Origin of the sequence: Streptomyces shaanxiensis, assembly GCF_039537145.1 — a bacterium.
Lineage (GTDB): Bacteria > Actinomycetota > Actinomycetes > Streptomycetales > Streptomycetaceae > Streptomyces > Streptomyces shaanxiensis.
In genome coordinates this window covers 27,245-45,965 of the sequence record NZ_BAAAZY010000034.1, presented here as the reverse complement: position 1 = coordinate 45,965, position 18,721 = coordinate 27,245, and the positions used below count along the sequence as shown (strand labels likewise).

Here is an 18,721-nt window from a genome sequence, read left to right as displayed (position 1 = left end):
GCTCCACGTTCCCCGCCCCATACCGGGTCAACGTCCCCCTCACCACATAGGACACGGTCTAACAGGTCATCTCATTTGGCGAGTTCGATAGCTTGCTGCAGTGGGGATCGTTGAGCGGCTGGTGCCGGATGAGCTGTGGGAGTTGTTCCAGCGGGTGGTGCCGGAGGCGCCGACTCGTCCGCAAGGCGGAGGCCGGCGTCGGCATGGTGACCGGGAGGTGCTGGCTGCGATCGTGTTTGTGGCCACGTCGGGCTGCACCTGGCAGCAGCTGCCGTCGGCCTCGTTCGGGCCGTCGGGAGCGACAGCTCACCGGCGCTTTACGGAGTGGTCGAAGGCCAGGGTGTGGGCGAAGCTCCACCGCCTGGTCCTCGACGAGCTCGGTGCCCGCGGCGAGCTCGACTGGTCCCGCTGCGCGATCGACTCCGTGAACATGCGAGCCCTGAAAAGGGGGACCTGACAGGCCCGAATCCTGTGGACCGGGGCAAGTACGGCTCGAAGATCCACTTGATCACCGAGCGGACCGGTCTGCCCCTGTCCGTCGGCATCTCCGGCGCGAACACGCACGACAGCCAGGCCCTCATCCCGCTGGTACAGGGGATACCGCCGATCCGGTCCCGGCGCGGCCGACGGCGACGCAGGCCCGGCAAGCTCCACGGCGATAAGGGCTACGACTACAACCACTTGCGACGATGGTTACGCGGCCGCGGGATCACGCCCCGGATCGCACGCAAGGGCACAGACTCCAGCCAGCGGCTGGGCCGGCACCGCTGGACCATCGAACGCACCATGGCCTGGCTCGCCGGATGCCGACGTCTGCACCGCCGCTACGAACGTAAGGCGAGCCACTTCCTGGCCTTCACCGGCATCGCATGCACCCTCATCTGCTACCGACGACTCGCCCAAGCAGACGACTTCTAGGATGCGTCGGCGTAGGCGAGATGGGTGCCGCAGACGGTGCAGCGGAAGAGCATGGCGGTCGCCCCGTCGCCCAGGTGGGTCAGGAAGTGCTCAAGCTGGTTTTCGTCGTGCCAGCCGTCGAGGCGCATGTCGGTCCCCAGCTGGTCGAGGGCTTCGGGATGCGCCGCCAACTCGGTGTATCCGACTTCGCCCACGAAGGCGGCCGCGTCCTGGCAGTGGACGAGCCAGTGCGGATCCTGCCAGGCATGGAAGCCAGGGGTGCGGCGGGTGACCTCGTGCAAGACCTCCTCGCTGACACCGTCGAGCCCGTAAGAGTCAGTGAACTCACCCGCGAAGCGTTCAGCCGCGCTCCCGTCTGAGATGCACCACGGGCAGAAACGTCCGTTGACCTCGTGTGCGGTGTAGAACGTGGCCGTGTAGATCCATCCCCTGTTGCGCTTGCAGCAGGCGCACGTTTCGGCGGCCGCGCGGATGGACCCGCTTGCCAGAGGGTCTGGGTGATAGCGAAAGAAGGGCAGGCTGGCACTCATCGCCGGTTCCCGATCTGCGCCCCGGTGGCCATTCCTACTGATCCCATGAAGAGCAGTCTGTCCGCGAACGGTTCCCTGATCAAGCGCGGCGTCGTACTCCTCGTGGCCCAGCCAATTGAGATAGCCTTTAGTGAGCGTTTGATTCTGGTATTGGATGGTTCATGGGGAATTTCAGGAGCCGGATCGAGCGCTCAGCGAAGCGATTCGCCGGAAACACCGCTTCTGCGGCAATCGGCAGAGCCGCAAATGCGCCGGGTTCCCTACAAGAGCTCCTGTCTCATTTAGAAATTTACCGGTACGCACCGCGTTGAGACCGCACGCTCCGGTGCACCCGGCACCCCCGCACACGCCCTGGTCAGGGCGGCCGCCACCGCATACGCACCCATCATGCAAACCCCACGGCCCTACCCCAGCGACCTGTCCGACGCCCGCTGGGAACTCATCCGCCCCACCCTCGAAGCGTGGCGTCAGGCCCGCAACGGCATCCGCAAGCCCACCCACGACCTGCGCACCCTGATGAACGCCATCCTCTACGTCGACCGCACCGGCATCCCCTGGCGCTACCTGCCTCACGACTTCCCGCCCCACCAGAGCGTCTACGGCTACTTCGCCCGCTGGGAAGCCGACGGCATCTTCGACCAGCTCACCGGCCTGTTACGCGGCAAAGTCCGCCAGGCCGAAGGCCGCACCGGCGAACCCAGCGCCTGCCTGATCGACAGCCAAAGCATCAAAACCTCCGCCACCGTCCCCCTGGCCGGCCAAGGCGTCGACCCGGCCAAGAAGATCATCGGACGCAAACGGCACATCGTCACCGACACCCTCGGCCTCCTCCTGGCCGTCACGGTCACCGCCGCCAGCGTTCACGACTCCGCCGCCGGCACCCAGCTCCTCGCCGGCATCGCCGCACGCCACCCCACCATCACCAAGGCCTGGGCCGACAACGGCTACAAGACCAAAGCCGTCGAACACGCCGCCCACCTCGGCATCGACCTCGAGATCGTCCAACGCGACCCCAACGTCCGCGGCTTCCACGTCCAACCCCGCCGCTGGGTCATCGAACGCACCCTTGGCTGGCTCATGCACCACCGCCGCCTGGCCCGCGACTACGAAACCCACCCCCACCGATCGGCAGCCATGATCCAACTCGCCGCCATCAACCTCATGACCCGCCGCCTCACCCACGAAGCCACCCACAACTGGCGCGACAGCTAAGCCAAATGAAACAGACAACCGAGAATCAAACGCTCACTAAGTGCAACGGCCTGCGGCTCCGTCTGCCTTTGCCTGCAGTCGACCGATGAACCTGCGGATCGGAGTATGTCCCTGCCTGAGGAGGGCGTTCCGCGTGGAGCTCGCGTCCCGCGTATGTCCCGCGAGTCTCGGTTTCGCGGGATCGGACATACGGGATCTCGCGTGTCTGGCACGATAAAGGGCCAGGTCAGGGCGGTTTCCCAAGAGGGAGCGACGGCAAGGTGGGCCGTGTGCCTTTTAGTGAGCACAAGAAAGGCGCTGAACCGCGTTTCCGCTGTTCAGCGCCTCGATCCGGAGTGCCCCCGGCAGGATTCGAACCTGCGCACACGGCTCCGGAGGCCGTTGCTCTATCCCCTGAGCTACGGGGGCGTGTCAGGCGCCTTGCTTGGCGGCGACGGGTAGAACCCTACCAGCTTCAGGTGGGTGTTCATGAACGGGTTTCCGGGCGTGGCACCCGCGTCACCTGGGGTGGCTCGCCCGCAGGGGGTGGAAGTGGGGAAAACCCGGACGCGGTGGCCGGTCCCGACCTACTCTCGAGTTGTGCCAGGCGTGTCGGGCCGGGTGCTTGTTGTGGACGACAACAAGGTCATCCGGCAGCTGATCAGGGTCAATCTCGAGCTGGAGGGGCTCGAGGTCGTGACCGCGGCCGATGGTGCCGAGTGTCTTGATGTCGTTCATCGGGTGCGGCCCGATGTGGTCACGCTGGATGTGGTCATGCCGCGCCTCGACGGGCTGCGGACCGCCGCCCGGCTGCGCTCCGACCCTCGTACCCGCGATCTTCCCCTCGCCATCATCAGCGCCTGTACCCAGTACGAGATCGAGAGCGGCCTCGAGGTCGGCGTCGACGCCTTCCTTGCCAAGCCCTTCGCACCGGCCGAACTCGTCAGTCTCGTACGGCAGTTGATCCAGCGGGCACGGAGTGCGGGGCGCAGCGGTGGGGGACAGGGTGTTGAACCGGCCGGCGGACGGAGTGGGGAACTGAGCAGCGAGCCCGGCCGTGCGGGTGACGGTCGGAGTGAGAGGGAGGCCGTCCTCGGCAGCGTCTTCGGGGCCGAAGAGGCCGCCGGGCGCACCGGCGGCTGACCGTCGGCGGCTCACAGCCGGTGACTCCGGTCTGAACGACCGTGCAGCACACCGTGCAGCCAACCGTGCTGCACGCGCTGTGGCTTTCCTTGCTGATCCCACTCAGCACAACAACCACTCAGCACAACAACCATTCGGCGCAGCAACCACTCAGCACCGAAACCTCCCGGCACCGAAACCACTCGGCACCGAAACCACCCGCAGCGCCCCCACCCCCGCCCACCGCAGGCCACCCCACCGTCCACATCGCGGACCCCCGCCAAACCCATTCGCATACCCACCCCCCTCCTCCCATACGCTTGTCCCCGTGACCCCCGTCGAGCTCTCCCGTACCGTCCTGTGGGCGGTGCGTCGTGCTGTCGACGAGGGAGAACTGCATGTCCCGGTGCCGGAGCGGGCTGTTGTCACCGCTCCCGGGCCCGGTGGCCGTGGCGATTACGCCACCAACGTCGCCCTCCAGCTCGCCCGCCCGGCCGGGCAGCCGCCGCGGGACATCGCCGAGATCCTCCAGGCGCACCTGCGTACCGCCGACGGCGTCGCCGACGTCGTCGTCACCGGACCCGGGTTCCTCAACATCAGCCTGCGCGACGCCGCCTCCACCGCCGTCGTCGAGGAGATCCTCGGGCGGGGCCGGCGGTACGGGCACGCCGTCGGGCTCAGCGGGGACGTCCGGCAGTTCCAGGCCGCCCACGAGGTCCGCGCCGTCGTCCTCGCGGACGCCCTCGGCCGCATCCTGCGCTCCCAGGGCGCCTCTGTCCGCGTCGGTTGTGAGACCCGCCCCGCGCCGGAGTGGGAAGCCGTTCTGGGCGTGCGCCTCGACACCCACAGCAAGCTCGTGTTCCCCGCGCCCCTGATCATCGACGTACGGCCCGTCCCGGCCGCCTCCGATCCCCTCCGCCTCGGCCGCGACGCCGCCCGCTGGGCCCTCCTCCACCCCGCCGCCCACGACCGGCCGCGTATCACCGACGAGCACCTCGTCCAGCGCGAGAGCAATCCTCTCTTCCGTGTCCGTTACGCCCACGCCCGCACCCGGGCGCTCAGCCGTAACGCCGCCGACCTGGGATTCGACGCCGAACCCGGGGACGTACGACACGACGTACGACCCGAGGTACGACACGACGTACGACACCACCTCACCGTCCTGCTCGCCGACCATCCCCGAGTCCTGGCCCAAGCCGCAGCGCACCGCGCCCCGGACCGTCTCGCCCGGCACCTCGTCACCGTCGCCGATGCCGTGCTGCCCCTCCTGCCCGCCGTCCTCCCGCGCGGTGCGGAGAAACCCTCGGCCGCCCACCGTGCCCGGCTCGCCCTTGCCGAAGCCGCCGGGACGGTGCTGGCCGGTGGCCTGTCCCTGCTCGGCATCGACGCACCCGATCACCTCTGAGAGAGCCGAAGAGAAGAACGATGAGCCGTTCCGCACACCCCGCCGGGCCCCGTCACGCCGACGTCCTCCCCGAGGGCCACTACTCCGCCCCGCCGGCCGACCTCAACGACCTCGACCCCAAGGTGTGGGCCCAGACCGTCGCCCGTGACGCCGAAGGCGTGGTCACCGTCGGCGGTATCGATGTGAAGACCCTCGCCGAACAGCACGGCACCCCGGCCTACGTCCTCGACGAGGCCGACTTCCGGGCCCGGGCCCGCGCCTGGCGCGCCGCGTTCGGGACCGAGGCCGACGTCTTCTACGCCGGCAAGGCGTTCCTCTCCCGCGCCGTCGTGCGCTGGCTGCACGAGGAGGGGCTGAACCTCGACGTCTGCTCCGGCGGCGAGCTCGCCACCGCCCTGTCCGCCGGGATGCCGGCCGACCGCATCGCCTTCCACGGCAACAACAAGTCCGTCGACGAGATCACCCGGGCCGTCGACGCCGGCGTCGGACGGATCGTCCTCGACTCCTTCCAGGAGATCGTCCGCGTCGCGCACATCGCGCAGTCACTGGGTAGGCGGCAGAGGGTGCAGATCCGTATCACCGTGGGCGTGGAAGCGCACACGCACGAGTTCATCGCCACCGCCCACGAAGACCAGAAGTTCGGCATTCCGCTCGCCGGCGGGCAGGCCGCGGAGGCCGTGCGGCGGGCCCTGCAGCTCGACGGGCTCGAGCTCATCGGGATCCACTCGCACATCGGGTCGCAGATCTTCGACATGTCCGGCTTTGAGGTCGCCGCGCACCGGGTTGTCGGGCTGCTCAAGGACATTCGGGACGAGCACGGGGTCGAGCTCCCCGAGATCGACCTCGGGGGTGGCCTCGGCATCGCCTACACCAGCGACGACGACCCCCGCGAACCCCACGAGATCGCCAAGGCGCTCACCGAGATCGTCACCCGTGAGTGTGAGGCCGCCAAGCTGCGGACGCCGCGGATCTCGGTCGAGCCGGGGCGTGCCATCGTCGGGCCGACCGCCTTCACGCTCTACGAGGTCGGCACCATCAAGCCCCTCGACGGGCTGCGGACGTACGTCTCCGTCGACGGCGGCATGTCCGACAACATCCGTACGGCGTTGTACGACGCGGAGTACAGCGTCGCCCTCGTCTCCCGGACCAGCGACGCCCCGCCGATGCTCGCGCGCGTCGTCGGCAAGCACTGCGAGAGTGGCGACATCGTCGTGAAGGACGCGTTCCTTCCCGCCGACCTGGCACCGGGTGACCTCATCGCCGTACCGGCCACAGGTGCCTACTGCCGGTCCATGGCCAGCAACTACAACCATGTGCTCCGGCCGCCCGTCGTCGCCGTGAACGACGGCGAGTCCCGGGTGATCGTCCGTCGGGAGACGGAGGAGGACCTCCTGCGGCTCGACGTCGGGTGACCCACCCGGTCGACCGGGCCGAACCGGAAAACCCCGGGCGGAAGATCTCCTGTCTTCCACCCCCGTACAAATGAAATAGATGTCTCACGATCCGGACGAAGGGCAGAAACTCCCGTCCGGTGAGTGAGACTGGTGCAACCGTAGACGGTATGAGGAAACGAGGTCGGATGATGCGTACGCGTCCGCTGAAGGTGGCGCTGCTGGGCTGTGGGGTTGTTGGCTCAGAGGTGGCGCGCATCATGACGACGCACGCCGACGACCTCGCCGCCCGGATCGGCGCCCCCGTGGAGCTCGCGGGCGTGGCCGTACGGCGGCCCTCCAAGGTCCGTGAGGGCATCGACCCCGCGCTGATCACCACCGACGCCACCGCCCTCGTCAAACGCGGCGACATCGACGTCGTGGTCGAGGTCATCGGCGGCATCGAGCCCGCCCGCACCCTCATCACCACCGCCTTCGAGCACGGCGCGTCCGTCGTGTCCGCCAACAAGGCGCTCCTCGCCCAGGACGGCGCCGCCCTCCACGCGGCGGCGGAGGCGAACAGCAAGGACCTCTACTACGAGGCCGCCGTCGCCGGCGCCATCCCGCTGATCCGCCCGCTGCGCGAGTCCCTCGCCGGCGACAAGGTCAACCGGGTGCTCGGCATCGTCAACGGCACGACGAACTTCATCCTCGACAAGATGGACTCGACCGGCGCCGGGTATCAGGAGGCCCTCGACGAGGCCACCGCCCTGGGGTACGCGGAGGCCGACCCGACCGCCGACGTCGAAGGGTTCGACGCCGCCGCCAAGGCCGCCATCCTCGCCGGTATCGCCTTCCACACGCGCGTGCGTCTCGACGACGTCTACCGCGAGGGCATGACCGAGGTGACCTCGGCCGACTTCGCCTCCGCCAGGGAGATGGGCTGCACCATCAAGCTGCTCGCCATCTGCGAGCGGGCCGGGGACGGGGCCTCCGTCACCGCGCGCGTGCACCCCGCCATGATCCCGCTGACCCACCCGCTCGCCTCGGTGCGCGGCGCGTACAACGCCGTGTTCGTGGAGTCGGACGCCTCCGGTCAGCTCATGTTCTACGGCCCCGGCGCGGGCGGTTCCCCGACCGCGTCCGCCGTGCTCGGCGACCTCGTCGCCGTCTGCCGCAACCGGCTCAGCGGGGCAACGGGGCCCGGCGAGTCGGCGTATGCCGCCCTGCCCGTCTCGCCGATGGGTGACGTCGTCACGCGCTATCACATCAGCCTCGACGTGGCGGACAAACCGGGTGTTCTCGCCCAGGTGGCGACCGTGTTCGCAGAGCACGGAGTCTCGATCGATACGGTTCGCCAGCAGGGCAAGGACGGCGAGGCCTCCCTCGTCGTCGTCACCCACCGTGCGTCCGACGCGGCCCTCGGCGGGACCGTCGAGGCGTTGCGCAAGCTCGACACCGTGCGGGGTGTCGCCAGCATCATGCGGGTTGAAGGAGAGTAACCAGCAATGACCCACCAGTGGCGCGGAATCATCGAGGAGTACCGGGACCGGCTGCCCGTCTCCGACACCACGCCGGTCGTGACGCTCCGCGAGGGCGGCACGCCCCTCGTGCCCGCGCAGGTGCTCTCCGAGCGCACGGGCTGCGAGGTCCACCTCAAGGTGGAGGGTGCGAACCCGACCGGGTCCTTCAAGGACCGCGGCATGACCATGGCCATCAGCAAGGCCAAGGAGGAGGGCGCGAAGGCGGTCATCTGCGCCTCCACCGGCAACACCTCCGCCTCGGCTGCCGCCTACGCCGTGCGCGCGGGCATGGTTTCGGCCGTTCTCGTCCCGCAGGGCAAGATCGCGCTCGGCAAGATGGGCCAGGCCCTCGTGCACGGCGCGAAGATCCTCCAGGTCGACGGCAACTTCGACGACTGCCTCACGCTCGCCCGCGACCTGAGCGACAACTACCCCGTGGCGCTGGTCAATTCGGTCAACCCGGTGCGTATCGAGGGGCAGAAGACGGCTGCCTTCGAGATCGTGGACATGCTGGGTGACGCCCCCGACATCCACGTCCTGCCGGTGGGCAACGCGGGCAACATCACCGCGTACTGGAAGGGCTACACGGAGTACGCCGCCGACGGTGTCTCGAAGCAGACCCCGCGCATGTGGGGTTTCCAGGCCTCCGGCTCCGCGCCCATCGTGCGCGGCGAGGTCGTCAAGGACCCGTCGACCATCGCCACCGCCATCCGCATCGGCAACCCCGCGTCCTGGCAGTACGCGCTGGCCGCGCGCGACGAGTCCGGCGGGTTCATCGACGAGGTGACGGACCGTGAAATCCTGCGCGCCTACCGGCTGTTGGCCGCTCAGGAGGGCGTCTTCGTGGAGCCCGCCTCCGCCGCGTCCGTCGCCGGTCTGCTGAAGGCCGCCGAGCAGGGCAAGGTCGACCCGGGGCAGAAGATCGTGTGCACCGTCACCGGCAACGGCCTCAAGGACCCCGACTGGGCCGTCGCCGGCGCCCCGCAGCCCGTCACCGTCCCGGTCGACGCGGCCACGGCGGCCGAGCGCCTCGGCCTGGCGTAAGCGCCGCCACACCCCGTCGCAGTAGGCTCGCGCCAGCGAGTCAGAGGGCGCTCACCTGGGGAACTTCCCTACGGGGGGTGCACAGGGGGCTTACGACACGCATCGTGCGCCTCCTGTGCGCCCTATGTCGCCACAGAACCTACCTTCGATAGGCTGTACTGAACCCGCCCGCCGCATATGCCTCCGCATGGGGCACGTGGCCGCGCCGTCTCCGCGGCCCGCAAGCGGCAGGGGCACGCCACCGGCCTCCCGGCCGGACGCGGCTCCAGGGTCCGTCGTACGTCATCGAATGTCTTCGACAATCACGCAGCTCAAGGAGAGTCATCGAGAGATGGCCGGTCCAGCGTTCCGCGCCGCCGCCGTCCGGGTGCGCGTCCCCGCCACCAGCGCCAACCTCGGCCCGGGCTTCGATGCCCTGGGCCTGTCGCTGGGGCTGTACGACGACGTCGTCGTCCGGGTCGCCGACTCCGGGCTGCACATCGACATCGCGGGTGAGGGCAGCGAGACGCTGCCGCGTGACGAAAAGCACCTTCTCGTACGCTCCCTGCGCACCGCCTTCGATCTGCTGGGCGGCCAGCCGCGCGGCCTGGAGATCGTCTGCGCCAACCGCATCCCGCACGGCCGGGGCCTCGGCTCCTCGTCGGCCGCCATCTGCGCCGGCATCGTCGCCGCGCGCGCCGTGACGATAGGCGGCGAGGCCAGGCTCGACGACACGGCCCTGCTGGAGCTCGCCACCGAGATCGAAGGCCACCCCGACAACGTCGCGGCCTGTCTGCTCGGCGGATTCACTCTCTCCTGGATGGAGGGCGGTGCCGCGCGGGCGATCAGGATGGATCCCGCCGATTCCATCGTTCCGGTGGTTTTCGTGCCCGGAAAGCCGGTCCTCACCGAGACCGCGCGCGGCCTGCTCCCGCGCACCGTGCCGCACGTCGACGCCGCCACCAACGCGGGCCGTGCCGCCCTGCTCGTCGAGGCCCTGACCAGGCGCCCCGAGCTGCTGCTGCCCGCCACCGAGGACCGTCTCCACCAGGAGTACCGCGCGCCCGCGATGCCCGAGAGCGCGGCGCTGGTGGAGCGGCTGCGGGCCGACGGAGTCCCGGCGGTCATCTCCGGCGCGGGCCCGACCGTTCTGGCGCTGGCCGATCAGGACAGTGCCGACAAGGTGTCCCATCTGGCAGGCGAGGGGTGGGCCGCGAACCGGCTCGACCTCGACGCCCAGGGAGCGAGCGTGCTGCCGCTTGCGACCTGACACACGGTTGCCGGATTTCGAGAGGGGGAATGTTTGTTGGATCCGGTAGTGTTAACCTCAAGTCTGCACCCGACCCCACCATGGCGAGGTGCTTCGTGTCCCCGTCCGGGACAGACATTCTTCCGGGAGCCTCCCAAGCCGCACTGTGTTCCGTACGACGTACGCGGGCAGTACCTCGTACGCGGGCACTGAGCGACTCGCCGGGCACGCTCCGGAACTGGCGCGACCGAGCCGAATGACACCGACACTCAGTGCCACGGTTCTGGGAAGCGCCATCACCAGATATTCCCTCCGCCGCTTTGGCGGACCACCGCCCCGGCACGGTCCACACACCAAGGACCGACGCCGGACAGCACAACCGGTCGCCGAGCCAGACAGGCCGACGTCCGCTCCAGGGAAGGACCCTTCGTGAGCGACACCACCGATCTGATGGGCGCACGTGTCGAGGAGACCGCTGCCGCGCCCGCCACGGACGCCTCCGCGCCTGCCAGCGGTGCCGGCTCCCGGCGGCGCCGCGGTACCGGCCTCGAGGGCATGGTGCTGGCCGAGCTGCAGCAGGTCGCATCCGGCCTCGGCATCAGGGGCACCGCGCGCATGCGCAAGAGCCAGCTGATCGAGGTCATCAAGGAGGCGCAGGCCGGGGGAGGTGCCGCGGCTCAGAAGGCGGAAGCCGCCACCGAGACCAAGCCCAAGCGCCGCGCCACCTCCAAGGCTCGTACCGGCGAGGACGCCGAGAAGAAGGCGGAGAAGGCGGCTGAGGCCCCCGCCGAGAAGGCCGTGGCCCAGCAGCAGATCGAGATCCCCGGCCAGCCGGCCGGGGGCCCCTCCCGCACGAGCGAGTTCGAGCGTGGGGGAGAGGACGCGCCGACCGAGCGCCGCCGTCGCCGCGCCACCGCCGAGGCGGGCGCCCCCGAGACGGTCGCCGCCGAGGCCAAGAGCGAGCCGAAGGCCGAGACGCCCGCGCAGTCGCAGGCCCAGCAGGGCGACGCCAAGGGTGACGCCGGTGAGGGCGAGGGCCGTCGTCGCGACCGCCGTGAGCGCGGCCGCGACCGTGACCGCGGTGACCGCGGTGACCGCGGTGACCGTCGCAAGGGCGACGACCAGCAGGGCGGCGGCCGTCAGGACCGCCAGCAGGGCCAGCAGCAGGGCGGCGGCCGCCAGGACCGTCAGCGCGACAACGGCCCGCAGGACGACGACGACTTCGACGGCGGCCGTCGTGGCCGTCGCGGGCGTTACCGCGACCGCCGTGGCCGTCGCGGCCGTGACGACATGGCCTCGGAGCCGCAGATCAACGAGGACGACGTCCTGATCCCCGTCGCGGGCATCCTGGACATCCTCGACAACTACGCCTTCATCCGTACGTCGGGCTACCTGCCGGGCCCCAACGACGTGTACGTCTCCCTCGCCCAGGTCCGCAAGAACGGCCTGCGCAAGGGCGACCACATCACCGGTGCGGTCCGTCAGCCCAAGGAAGGCGAGCGGCGCGAGAAGTTCAACGCGCTGGTCCGCCTCGACTCCGTCAACGGCATGGCGCCCGAACACGGCCGCGGCCGCCCGGAGTTCAACAAGCTCACCCCGCTGTACCCGCAGGACCGGCTCCGTCTGGAGACCGACCCGGGCGTGCTGACCACCCGCATCATCGACCTCGTGTCGCCGATCGGTAAGGGCCAGCGCGGTCTGATCGTGGCCCCGCCGAAGACCGGTAAGACCATGATCATGCAGGCGATCGCCAACGCGATCACGCACAACAACCCCGAGTGCCACCTGATGGTCGTCCTCGTCGACGAGCGTCCGGAAGAGGTCACCGACATGCAGCGGTCGGTCAAGGGCGAGGTCATCTCCTCGACCTTCGACCGCCCGGCCGAGGACCACACCACGGTCGCCGAGCTCGCCATCGAGCGTGCCAAGCGTCTGGTGGAGCTGGGCCATGACGTGGTCGTGCTGCTCGACTCGATCACGCGTCTGGGCCGTGCGTACAACCTGGCCGCCCCGGCCTCCGGCCGCATCCTGTCCGGTGGTGTCGACTCGACCGCGCTGTACCCGCCGAAGCGCTTCTTCGGTGCGGCCCGCAACATCGAGGACGGCGGCTCGCTGACCATCCTCGCCACCGCCCTGGTGGACACCGGGTCCCGCATGGACGAGGTGATCTTCGAGGAGTTCAAGGGCACGGGCAACGCCGAGCTCAAGCTCGACCGGAAGCTCGCCGACAAGCGCATCTTCCCGGCGGTGGACGTGGACGCGTCCGGTACCCGTAAGGAAGAGATCCTGCTTGCCAACGACGAGCTCGCCATCGTCTGGAAGCTGCGGCGGGTGCTGCACGCCCTCGACCAGCAGCAGGCCGTCGAGCTGCTCCTCGACAAGATGAAGCAGACCAAGTCGAACGCCGAGTTCCTGATGCAGATCCAGAAGACGACGCCGACGCCCGGCAACGGAGACTGAGCCGAAGCGATCCGACAAAGGCCGCCCCCCGTCAGAAGTGACGGGGGGCGGCCTTTTGGCGCTGATAGGGACGGGCGTATCCGTGCGCCCCTTCCTACTCACGCATCCCTGGGGGGACCTTCTTGACCACCACCATGTCCGGCAGCGGTCGTCACAGACGCCGGATACGTTTCGGGCTGCCCGTCGCCGCCGCCGGTGTCGCCGCGGCCGTCGCCGCCGCGCTGCTGACCTCGTCCGCGGGGGCCGCGACCGTGCTGCCCGAGCCCACCGTGAAGCCCGCCACCAGCTCCGCCTCGCTCGCCGAGCTGGAGCGGCGCGTCGCGGGTGCCGTCGCCGGTGACGACACCGCGGGGGAGACGACCGAGAAGTCGTCGTACGGCGCGAGCACCAGCGGCAGCTCCTCCGATGACTCCACCGCGAGCCCCATGGTCATCGGCGGTACCGAGACCACCATCACCTCTGCGCCCTGGATGGCGCAGCTCTGGTACTACGACGACCAGGGCACCACCGACGAGGCCGACGACCTCGGGTTCTTCTGCGGAGGCGCCGTCGTCGCGCCGACGAAGATCCTCACCGCCGCGCACTGCGTCAAGGGCTACGACTGGTACAACTACGGCGCCGTCGTCACCGGCACCGCCCAGCTGCCGACCACCGACGAGGCCGGCAACAGCGACCTGCACGGCGGCACCGTCACGCTGCCGCACCGGCAGTGGTACCACCCGTCGTACAGCTCGACGACGATCGACAACGACATCGCCGTCATCACCCTGGCCAACCCGGTCAAGGCGACGCCGATCCGTATGACGACGTCCGGTGACACCGCCTCGTACGCCGCCGGGACGAGCGCCAAGGTCTACGGCTGGGGCCGTACCAGCTCCACCAGCCAGGACATCTCCGAGACGCTGAAGACGGCCACGCTGCCGATCCAGTCCGACAGCACCTGCACGGGCTACTACGGCAGCGAGTTCATCAAGGGCCACATGGTCTGCGCGGGCACGCCGGCGAGCGGCAGCGACAGCGGTACGACCTCCGCCTGCAACGGTGACTCCGGCGGGCCGCTCGTCGTGAACGGCCGGATCGTCGGTGTCGTCTCCTGGGGTGTGCAGGACTGCGTGGCCGAGGGCGCGTACAGCGTCTTCGCCAAGGTCAGCAGCTATGTCGGTGCGGCCTACCCGCGGGTGGACGACACCAACATCAGCGGTGACCACCGCGCCGACATGTGGCTGCGCAACGCCTCCACCAAGACCGGTTACTCCAAGGACTCCAACGGCACCTCCTTCGCCGCGCGCGAGTCCTGGGGCAACTGGGACGGCGTCAACGTCGTCCTGCAGACCGACCTCGACCGGGACGGCTACCAGGACCTGCTGTACCGGCGCAGCGCCGACGGCGACGTGTTCTGGTCGCACTACGTGCCGGCCAGCGGCACCTGGGCCACCAAGCAGATCGCCGACAACTGGAAGACCCGCACCCGCATCGTCGTCCCGGGCGACGTCACCGGTGACTACAAGCCCGACCTGCTCTCGGTCGACTCCGGCGGCTACCTCTGGATCTACCCCGGCAACGGCAACGGCACGTTCGGGACCCGGGTGAAGGTCGGCTCCGGCTGGAACCAGTACAACTCCCTGCGCGGCCACGGCGACTTCACCGGCGACGGCAAGACCGACCTGATCGCGCGCAGCTCGTCCGGCGGCTACATCTACCTGTTCAAGGGCACCGGCAAGGCCGGCACGGGCGCCTTCGCCACCCGGATCAAGGTGCGCACCTGGGCGACCTACAACGGCTTCGACGCCGTCGGTGATGTCACCGGCGACGGCAAGGCCGACTTCCTGGCCCGCAACTCCGCCGGGACGCTCTACCTGTACCCGGGCACCGGCAAGGCCACCAGCGAGATCTTTGCCACACCGAAGTCCGTCGGTACCGATTACAAGCAGTACGACATCTTCGGCTGAAATCGCAGGTGAGACGGGTGCACCCGGTATCACCGACTACGGACCGTGCCCACCGCTCCCCGGCGGTAGGCACGGTCCGTTGTGCAACCCTTCTCCGAGTTTCGCCGTCTGACCGGACGGGGTCACGATGGTGTGGTACGTGCCAAATGACCACGCCTGACCCTTGATGCAGGGGGTAACCGACCGGACGAGAACCGAGGAGCAGAGTGTCCGCCGAGAGCACGCCGGAGCCCGGCATACCGGGTGATGCCGGCACCACGAGCCCGCGCCACCGCGCCAAGGGCCGCCGTCGCAAGCCGCGCGACAAGCGCAAGGGACTGCTGATCATGGCCTGGACGGCCGCCGGCATCGTGGTCCTGGGCGGCACCGGCGCCGGGTACCTGTACTTCAAGCTCAACGGCAACATCAAGAGCGTCGACATCGACCAGGCCCTCGGCACCGACCGGCCGGAGAAGGTCGACAACGGCTCGGAGAACATCCTCGTCCTCGGCTCCGACACCCGCTCCGGCAGCAACAAGAAGCTCGGCGGCGGCGCCGACGACGGCAGTGCCCGCTCGGACACGGCGATGATCGTCCACGTCTACGAGGGCCACAAGAAGGCCAGCGTGGTCTCCATCCCGCGCGACACCCTCGTCGACCGTCCCAAGTGCACCGACACCAACGGCGACACACACGACGCCGCGTCCGACGTGATGTTCAACGAGTCCTACTCCACGGGCGGCGCCGCCTGCACGGTGAAGACCGTCGAGTCCCTCACCGGCATCCGCATGGACCACTACCTGGAGGTCGACTTCTCCGGCTTCCAGAAGCTCATCGACGAGCTCGGCGGCGTCAAGGTCACCACGACCAAGAACATCGACGACCCCGACAGCCATCTCAACCTCAAGGCCGGCACCCACGAGCTGACCGGCAAGCAGGCCCTCGGCCTCGTCCGCACCCGGCACGGCGTCGGCGACGGCTCCGACCTCGGCCGCATCCAGCTCCAGCAGGCCTTCATCAAGGCCCTGATCAACCAGGTCAAGGACATCAACCTCTTCGGCAACCCCAAGAGGCTCTACGACCTGGCCAACACCGCCACCAAGACGGTCACGACCGACTCCGACCTCGGCACGGTCAACTCCCTGATGTCCTTCGCCAACGGCCTCAAGGGCATCAATTCCAAGAACATGAACATGGTCACGATGCCGGTCCAGTACGACCCGGCGGACCCGAACCGGGTGATCGTGGCGGAGGCGAAGTCGAAGATGGTGTGGGAGGCCTTGAAGAACGACAGGGCGATCCCGAAGGCGGCCACCGAGGGCACCGCGAAGGGCGATGCCAACGGAGTCGTCAGCGCCGGCTAGGGGCGCGGGGCTGTATCGATTTGCGGCTCCGCCGCGTGGGCGCGACCAGCCACAACGAACCCGCACCCGCCACGGCGGCAACCCGGCACCCCCTTGGGCGAACCCACCCCCCACCCGCGGGGAATACCCCACAGCCACCCCCGGTTTTGGCTGATGGACACCAGTCCTGGCAGACTGGTACGTCGGCTCCGGTTCACGCTCCCGCATCCCGCGGCTGCGACCCGGCGCCCTCCCGAAACTAGGAGACACCTTGAAGCGCGACATCCACCCCGAGTACGTCGAGACGCAGGTCAGCTGCACCTGTGGCGCGTCGTTCACCACCCGTAGCACGATCGCCAGCGGCACCATCCGCGCCGAGGTCTGCTCCGAGTGCCACCCGTTCTACACGGGCAAGCAGAAGATCCTCGACACCGGTGGCCGTGTGGCCCGCTTCGAGGCCCGCTTCGGCAAGGCTGCTGCCGGCTCCAAGAAGTAGCGAGCTCCAATTCGCCGGTCCACGGCCGCGCCCTACTCAGGCGCGCCGGGACCGGCGTTTTTGGTCGCCCGCCCTTCACACACGTACGGACACAGGAGCCCCAAGATGTTCGAGGCCGTCGAGGACCTGGTCGTTGAGCACGCCGACCTGGAGACGAAGCTCGCGGACCCGTCGGTCCACGCCGACCAGGCGAACGCGCGCAAGCTGAACAAGCGCTACGCCGAGCTCACCCCGATCGTCGCCACGTACCGCTCCTGGAAGCAGTCCGGCGACGACATCGAGACGGCGCGTGAACTCGCCGCCGACGACCCGGAGTTCGCCGCCGAGGTCAAGGAGCTGGAGAAGCAGCGCGAGGAGCAGACGGAGAAGCTCCGCCTGCTGCTCGTCCCGCGCGACCCCAGCGACGACAAGGACGTCATCCTCGAGATCAAGGCCGGCGCGGGTGGCGACGAGTCGGCGCTGTTCGCCGGCGACCTGCTGCGCATGTACCTGCGCTACGCCGAGCGCGTCGGCTGGAAGACCGAGATCATCGACTCCACCGAGTCCGAGCTCGGCGGCTACAAGGACGTCCAGGTCGCGGTGAAGACCAAGGGCGGCCAGGGTGCCACCGAGCCCGGGCAGGGTGTGTGGGCGCGGCTGAAGTACGAGGGCGGTGTGCACCGCGTGCAGCGGGTGCCGGCGACCGAGTCCCAGGGCCGTATCCACACCTCCGCGGCCGGTGTGCTGGTCACGCCCGAGGCCGAGGAGATCGACGTCGAGATCAACCCGAACGACCTCCGGATCGATGTGTACCGGTCGTCCGGCCCGGGTGGTCAGTCCGTCAACACGACCGACTCCGCGGTGCGCATCACGCACATTCCGACCGGAGTCGTCGCCTCCTGCCAGAACGAGAAGAGCCAGCTGCAGAACAAGGAGCAGGCGATGCGTATCCTGCGCTCCAGGCTCCTCGCCGCGGCACAGGAGGAGGCGGAGAAGGAAGCAGCCGACGCCCGCCGCAGCCAGGTCCGCACGGTCGACCGCTCCGAGAAGATCCGTACCTACAACTTCCCGGAGAATCGCATCTCGGACCACCGCGTCGGCTTCAAGGCCTACAACCTGGACCAGGTCCTGGACGGCGACCTCGACTCGGTGATCCAGGCCTGCGTCGACGCGGACTCGGCGGCGAAGCTGGCGGCTGCGTAACGACGTAAAGGACGTACGCACGGACGAGTACGACACGGAGGACTTGCGTGCAGCAATCTCTTGGGGGGCGACCCCAAAGCCCCCGCAGCGTGCTGCTCGCGGAGGTGGCACAGGCCACCCAGCGGCTGGCCGACGCCGGCGTGCCCTCGCCGCGCAACGACGCGGAGGAGCTCGCCGCGTTCGTGCACGGCGTGAAGCGGGGCGAGCTGCACTCCGTGAAGGACGCGGACTTCGACGCCCGCTACTGGGAGGTCATCGCCCGTCGCGAGCAGCGTGAGCCGCTTCAGCACATCACCGGGCGGGCCTACTTCCGCTATCTCGAACTCCAAGTCGGGCCCGGGGTGTTCGTGCCCCGCCCCGAGACCGAGTCGGTGGTCGGGTGGGCCATAGACGCGGTGCGCGCGATGGACGTCGTCGAGCCCTGCATCGTCGACCTGTGCTCCGGCTCCGGCGCCATCGCGCTCGCCCTCGCCCAGGAGGTCCCGCGCTCCCGCGTGCACGCCGTGGAGCTGTCGGAGGACGCCCTGGTGTGGACGCGGAAGAACGTGGAGGGGTCCAGGGTCGACCTGCGGCAGGGCAACGCCCTGGACGCCTTCCCGGACCTGGACGGCCAGGTCGACCTGGTCATCTCCAACCCGCCCTACATCCCGCTCACCGAATGGGAGTACGTCGCTCCCGAGGCGCGGGACTACGATCCCGAACTCGCCCTGTTCTCGGGCGAGGACGGCCTCGACCTCATCCGCGGTCTGGAACGGACCGCACACCGGCTCCTGCGTCCGGGCGGTGTCGTCGTCATCGAGCACGCCGACACCCAGGGCGGCCAGGTGCCGTGGATCTTCACCGAGGAGCGGGGCTGGGCCGACGCGGCCGACCATCCCGACCTCAACAACCGCCCGAGGTTCGCGACCGCCCGCAAGGCGCTGCCGTGACCACCCCCAGCACTTCAGTCCCGCAGTACGTGTACTTCGTGTACGAGGAGGC

General features: G+C 69.1%; 15 protein-coding genes and 1 tRNA gene. 14 read left to right on the top strand and 2 right to left on the bottom strand.

Annotated elements, in window-relative coordinates:
• Positions 1 to 106: 106 nt before the first annotated feature.
• A protein-coding gene (locus ABD932_RS42360) for an IS5 family transposase (protein ID WP_345021675.1) occupies positions 107 to 918 on the top strand; the annotation gives its coding sequence in 2 pieces (ribosomal slippage) (positions 107 to 446 and positions 446 to 918; 813 coding nt in all).
• Here the strand turns inward: ABD932_RS42360 and ABD932_RS42355 are convergent.
• Entirely contained in the window at positions 915 to 1,448 is a 534-nt protein-coding gene (locus tag ABD932_RS42355) for a CbrC family protein (protein ID WP_345021667.1), read from the bottom strand. The two genes, ABD932_RS42360 and ABD932_RS42355, sit on opposite strands and share 4 nt — an antisense overlap.
• A gap of 387 nt (positions 1,449 to 1,835) precedes the next feature.
• On the opposite strand from ABD932_RS42355, the gene ABD932_RS42350 reads away from it, so the two are divergent.
• On the top strand, positions 1,836 to 2,660 hold the full coding sequence (locus tag ABD932_RS42350) for an IS5 family transposase (RefSeq protein WP_345021665.1): 825 nt from the start codon (positions 1,836 to 1,838) through the stop codon (positions 2,658 to 2,660).
• Positions 2,661 to 2,996: 336 nt separating this feature from the next.
• Here the strand turns inward: ABD932_RS42350 and ABD932_RS42345 are convergent.
• Positions 2,997 to 3,068: transfer RNA gene (locus ABD932_RS42345), tRNA-Arg, on the bottom strand.
• Between the two features lie 60 nt (positions 3,069 to 3,128).
• Here ABD932_RS42345 and ABD932_RS42340 point away from each other — a divergent pair.
• From ABD932_RS42340 to prmC, 12 genes are all read left to right on the top strand, one after another.
• Positions 3,129 to 3,782: a response regulator gene (locus ABD932_RS42340; protein WP_345021673.1), complete on the top strand. Its 654-nt coding sequence runs from the start codon at positions 3,129 to 3,131 to the stop codon at positions 3,780 to 3,782.
• Positions 3,783 to 4,089: 307 nt separating this feature from the next.
• Entirely contained in the window at positions 4,090 to 5,166 is a 1,077-nt protein-coding gene (nrtL, locus tag ABD932_RS42335) for an ArgS-related anticodon-binding protein NrtL (protein WP_345021663.1), read from the top strand.
• Positions 5,167 to 5,186: 20 nt separating this feature from the next.
• On the top strand, positions 5,187 to 6,578 hold the full coding sequence (gene lysA, locus ABD932_RS42330; protein ID WP_345021661.1) for a diaminopimelate decarboxylase: 1,392 nt from the start codon (positions 5,187 to 5,189) through the stop codon (positions 6,576 to 6,578).
• 170 nt (positions 6,579 to 6,748) lie between these two features.
• Positions 6,749 to 8,038 (top strand): homoserine dehydrogenase, encoded by a 1,290-nt coding sequence (locus ABD932_RS42325; protein ID WP_345021671.1) that lies wholly within the window; start codon positions 6,749 to 6,751, stop codon positions 8,036 to 8,038.
• A gap of 6 nt (positions 8,039 to 8,044) precedes the next feature.
• Positions 8,045 to 9,103 (top strand): threonine synthase, encoded by a 1,059-nt coding sequence (gene thrC / locus ABD932_RS42320; RefSeq protein WP_345021660.1) that lies wholly within the window; start codon positions 8,045 to 8,047, stop codon positions 9,101 to 9,103.
• Positions 9,104 to 9,434: 331 nt separating this feature from the next.
• Entirely contained in the window at positions 9,435 to 10,352 is a 918-nt protein-coding gene (gene thrB / locus ABD932_RS42315; protein WP_345021659.1) for a homoserine kinase, read from the top strand.
• A gap of 408 nt (positions 10,353 to 10,760) precedes the next feature.
• Positions 10,761 to 12,791 (top strand): transcription termination factor Rho, encoded by a 2,031-nt coding sequence (gene rho / locus ABD932_RS42310; protein WP_345021657.1) that lies wholly within the window; start codon positions 10,761 to 10,763, stop codon positions 12,789 to 12,791.
• A gap of 134 nt (positions 12,792 to 12,925) precedes the next feature.
• Positions 12,926 to 14,740: a trypsin-like serine protease gene (locus ABD932_RS42305; RefSeq protein WP_345021669.1), complete on the top strand. Its 1,815-nt coding sequence runs from the start codon at positions 12,926 to 12,928 to the stop codon at positions 14,738 to 14,740.
• Positions 14,741 to 14,946: 206 nt separating this feature from the next.
• Positions 14,947 to 16,083, top strand: a complete 1,137-nt coding sequence (locus ABD932_RS42300) for an LCP family protein (protein ID WP_345021655.1) — start codon at positions 14,947 to 14,949, stop codon at positions 16,081 to 16,083.
• A 250-nt stretch (positions 16,084 to 16,333) separates the two neighbouring features.
• Positions 16,334 to 16,558: a 50S ribosomal protein L31 gene (gene rpmE, locus ABD932_RS42295; protein WP_030944953.1), complete on the top strand. Its 225-nt coding sequence runs from the start codon at positions 16,334 to 16,336 to the stop codon at positions 16,556 to 16,558.
• Between the two features lie 105 nt (positions 16,559 to 16,663).
• The gene (gene prfA, locus ABD932_RS42290; RefSeq protein ID WP_345021652.1) at positions 16,664 to 17,740 is read left to right on the top strand and encodes a peptide chain release factor 1; all 1,077 of its coding nucleotides are present in this window, start codon (positions 16,664 to 16,666) and stop codon (positions 17,738 to 17,740) included.
• A gap of 89 nt (positions 17,741 to 17,829) precedes the next feature.
• Positions 17,830 to 18,669, top strand: a complete 840-nt coding sequence (gene prmC, locus ABD932_RS42285) for a peptide chain release factor N(5)-glutamine methyltransferase (protein ID WP_250089048.1) — start codon at positions 17,830 to 17,832, stop codon at positions 18,667 to 18,669.
• Positions 18,670 to 18,721: the final 52 nt, after the last annotated feature.

Bases quoted from the DNA above. Each gene is read 5' to 3' on its own strand.
- ABD932_RS42355 (WP_345021667.1), bottom strand. From the start codon at position 1,448: ATGAGTGCCAGCCTGCCCTTCTTTCGCTATCACCCAGACCCTCTGGCA.
- ABD932_RS42350 (WP_345021665.1), top strand. From the start codon at position 1,836: ATGCAAACCCCACGGCCCTACCCCAGCGACCTGTCCGACGCCCGCTGG.
- ABD932_RS42340 (WP_345021673.1), top strand. From the start codon at position 3,129: ATGAACGGGTTTCCGGGCGTGGCACCCGCGTCACCTGGGGTGGCTCGC.
- lysA (WP_345021661.1), top strand. From the start codon at position 5,187: ATGAGCCGTTCCGCACACCCCGCCGGGCCCCGTCACGCCGACGTCCTC.
- ABD932_RS42325 (WP_345021671.1), top strand. From the start codon at position 6,749: ATGCGTACGCGTCCGCTGAAGGTGGCGCTGCTGGGCTGTGGGGTTGTT.
- thrC (WP_345021660.1), top strand. From the start codon at position 8,045: ATGACCCACCAGTGGCGCGGAATCATCGAGGAGTACCGGGACCGGCTG.
- thrB (WP_345021659.1), top strand. From the start codon at position 9,435: ATGGCCGGTCCAGCGTTCCGCGCCGCCGCCGTCCGGGTGCGCGTCCCC.
- ABD932_RS42305 (WP_345021669.1), top strand. From the start codon at position 12,926: ATGTCCGGCAGCGGTCGTCACAGACGCCGGATACGTTTCGGGCTGCCC.
- prfA (WP_345021652.1), top strand. From the start codon at position 16,664: ATGTTCGAGGCCGTCGAGGACCTGGTCGTTGAGCACGCCGACCTGGAG.